Source organism: Phytoactinopolyspora endophytica (genome assembly GCF_004138495.1).
Lineage (GTDB): Bacteria > Actinomycetota > Actinomycetes > Jiangellales > Jiangellaceae > Phytoactinopolyspora > Phytoactinopolyspora endophytica.
In genome coordinates this window covers 407,756-410,560 of the sequence record NZ_ML142850.1, presented here as the reverse complement: position 1 = coordinate 410,560, position 2,805 = coordinate 407,756, and the positions used below count along the sequence as shown (strand labels likewise).

Sequence of the window (2,805 nt, the reverse complement as noted above, 5' to 3'; positions counted from 1 at the left end):
CGACGAGCCGTATCTCTCCGCGGACCCGGACCACCAGGGTCTGCTGCTGCACTCGGTGTATCACCGGCCGAACGGCTGGGACCACATCGCGCCAGGCCAGAACGTTCCCAACGGTGAGGCCTGCATGTGGGGCGACTACCACGCGCGTGAGCTGGCGCTGTACGTGCAGCGGGTCGCCCGCGACGAGCCGTACTACACCTTCTTCGGCTCCTGACGGAAGACGCGGTGCGGCGATGCGCGTACGGCAGGACGGAGTGCGGCTGCCCGCTACCGCGGAACGAAGTGCTCTGTGGTCGATGGCGACCGCAATGTCGTCTTCTTCGGGTATCCAGGCAGGGCGCATGAGCAACGCGAGCCGGAGCACGGCACCTGAGGGAGTGCGTCGGCGCCTGTCGGTATGCGGGTCGGCACATAGGCGCCTGTCGGAATACGGAAGTGTGATGGGAGAAGTGCATGAGTAGTGAGACACAGGCGGCGCTGGTGACCGGTGCGTCGCGCGGGATCGGACGCGGGATCGCTCTGGCACTGGCAGGGGCCGGGGTCGACGTGGTCGTCAACTACGCGCGCAACGCCGACGCCGCGGACGAGGTCGTGCGCGAGGTGGAGAAGGCGGGTGCGCGAGCGCATGCGGTCCAAGCGGACGTGTCCGTGGCTGAGGACCGCGCCCGGCTGGTCGATGAGACCTACGCCGCGTTCGGCAGGCTTGACCTGCTGGTGAACAACGCCGGCGTCGGACCTACCGAGCGTGCCGACCTGCTGGATGCGAGCGAGGAATCGTTCGACCGGGTTCTCGGGATCAACCTCAAGGGGCCTTACTTCCTGACCCAGCTTGTCGCGAACAGGATGGTCGAGCAGGTCCGGGACGGAGCCGGCAGCCGGCCGAAGATCGTGGTGGTCTCGTCGATCAGCGCGTACGCGGCCAGCGTCAACCGGGGTGAGTACTGCGTCGCCAAGTCCGGCCTGGCGATGATGGTGAAGCTGTATGCCGACCGCCTCGCCGAGCACGGGATCAATGTCTACGAGATCCGGCCTGGCATCATCGCCACCGATATGACCGGGGCAGTTAAGGAGAAGTACGACAAGCTGATCCTGGAGGACGGCATCACGCCGATCCGCCGCTGGGGTCAGCCAGAGGACATCGGCAAGGCCGTGGTCGCGGTCGCCTCCGATCTGCTCCCGTTCAGCACCGGCCAGGTCATCGACGTCGACGGCGGCTTCCACCTGCATACCCTCTAGCGCCTTGCGCACGTTCTGTATCGGATCGCACGTTCTGCATCGGACGGCACATTCTGTGTCGCCAAGAGCGCGATTCTCGGCTCGATGCGATACGCAACGTGCCATCCGGTGCAGAACGTGCGATCCGATACAAGACGTGCCGTCGACATCGCCGCTCAGCGGACCTATTGGATCGTGACGTCTCCTTGCGGCGTCGCCAGGGTCGCGGAGATGCCGGGGTCGGCGGCGAAGGCGACTGTGACCTCTTCGTCGTCCAGGTTCATCGCGGTCAGAGCCGCTCGCACGTCGTCGGGTTGGGGATGGTGGAGCGTGAACGACATCAGTTCCACGGACGGGAGGTCGGCGGCTGGGTGCGGACTGCCCAGCCAGTCGATGACGAAGGGCAGCACGCCACCCACTCCCGGCGGGGTGAGCAGCCACTCCAGGACAGTGCCGGCTGGGGTGCGACGGGACATTCGCACGGCCTCTCCGGGGTCGTAGCCCTCGGCGCGTGCCGCGCGCAGAAGGTCGCCCATGGCCGTCGTGCGAATGGCCCAGCCGATCAGCCCAGGCTCGGTGGTCTGGTCTATCCCGAGGGGGCGGGGCCCGGCCGGCTCGGGCTGCTCCGGGTCCGGTCCCAGTAGTTCCAGATAGCGGCCGTGCCCGAGCGCAAGCAGGTAGTTCTGCGTGCCCCGGCCCTCGTGCCGGCCGCCGAAACGGGGCGCGACACCCATCAGGCGTGTCACCCGGTCGACGAGTAGGCCGAGGTCTGGACAGCCCCACACCAGATGGTCGATCTCGGTTCGCATGGCGCCACGCTACGCCTGCCAGCACCGGAGCCGAGCCGGAGGGCGACGCGTGGCGAGGCCAGTGGCTACGAGGTCACGCAGCGCCCCCGGTACCTGATGGCTGTCCATCGCGTGCCGGTCTCTCGGCGGCTGCCGGGATGCCGTCACTGGCGCGCAGCTCACGGCTCGTGACGGTCAATGCCTCGAGCGTCGTCCGCACGGCCGGAACCTTGGCGAGGGCCGCCGTCGTGTAGGCGCTGATCGAACGGACCGGTGTGGGCGTCACGGTGCGCAGCTCCAGAGTGCTCAACCCCACCGAAGAGATCATGAGGCTGGACAGCAACGCCACGCCGAACCCTTCGGAGACCAGGCTGTGCACCGCCACGTAATCATCGGTGGAGAACGCGATGTCCGGTTCGAACCCCGCATCGTGGCAGGTGTCCAGGAGCTGCCGGCGGCAGCGCGGACAGCCGGCGATCCAGCGTTCCTGCTTGAGCTTGCGCAGTGAGATGCTCTCCGCGTCACCGGCGAGCCGGTGCGGCCGGGGGAGGGCGAGGTAGAGCGGATCGTCGCAGAGGGGAACGCGCAGCAGTCCCTGCGGTTCGGGCTCCTCGGGCCGCTTGTAGGTGTAGCCGATCACGATCTCGCAGGACCCCTTGCGAAGCAGGTCGAGCGATTCCGGCGGCTCGGCCTCGACCAAGGTGAAATGGAGGTTGGGGTGGTCGCGGGTGACAGCGCTCAGTGCGCGCGGCAGGATGGTGGCGCTGCTGCTGGGGAAGGACGCCAGCCGGACGGTGCCGGC

Annotated in this window: 3 protein-coding genes and 1 pseudogene; 2 read left to right on the top strand and 2 right to left on the bottom strand. The window is 67.8% G+C overall.

Annotation, left to right across the window (positions count from 1 at the left end; all coding sequences use genetic code 11):
- Together ELR45_RS36955 and ELR45_RS05210 are read left to right on the top strand one after the other, a co-directional pair.
- Positions 1-214, top strand: a pseudogene (locus ELR45_RS36955) (glycosyl hydrolase); the annotation flags it as partial.
- 239 nt (positions 215-453) lie between these two features.
- A complete protein-coding gene (locus ELR45_RS05210) occupies positions 454-1,236 on the top strand; it encodes a 3-ketoacyl-ACP reductase (RefSeq protein ID WP_129663990.1) in 783 nt (260 codons plus the stop codon).
- A 164-nt stretch (positions 1,237-1,400) separates the two neighbouring features.
- Here the strand turns inward: ELR45_RS05210 and ELR45_RS05205 are convergent, their stop codons facing one another.
- Together ELR45_RS05205 and ELR45_RS05200 are read right to left on the bottom strand one after the other, a co-directional pair.
- Positions 1,401-2,024, bottom strand: a complete 624-nt coding sequence (locus tag ELR45_RS05205; RefSeq protein ID WP_129663988.1) for a VOC family protein — start codon at positions 2,022-2,024, stop codon at positions 1,401-1,403.
- A gap of 73 nt (positions 2,025-2,097) precedes the next feature.
- Positions 2,098-2,805: LysR substrate-binding domain-containing protein (locus tag ELR45_RS05200; protein WP_240759166.1), on the bottom strand; the 708-nt coding region annotated here is incomplete at its 5' end.

Excerpts from the sequence above, each read along its gene's own strand:
- ELR45_RS05205 (WP_129663988.1), bottom strand. The coding sequence starts at position 2,024 with ATGCGAACCGAGATCGACCATCTGGTGTGGGGCTGTCCAGACCTCGGC.
- ELR45_RS05210 (WP_129663990.1), top strand. The coding sequence starts at position 454 with ATGAGTAGTGAGACACAGGCGGCGCTGGTGACCGGTGCGTCGCGCGGG.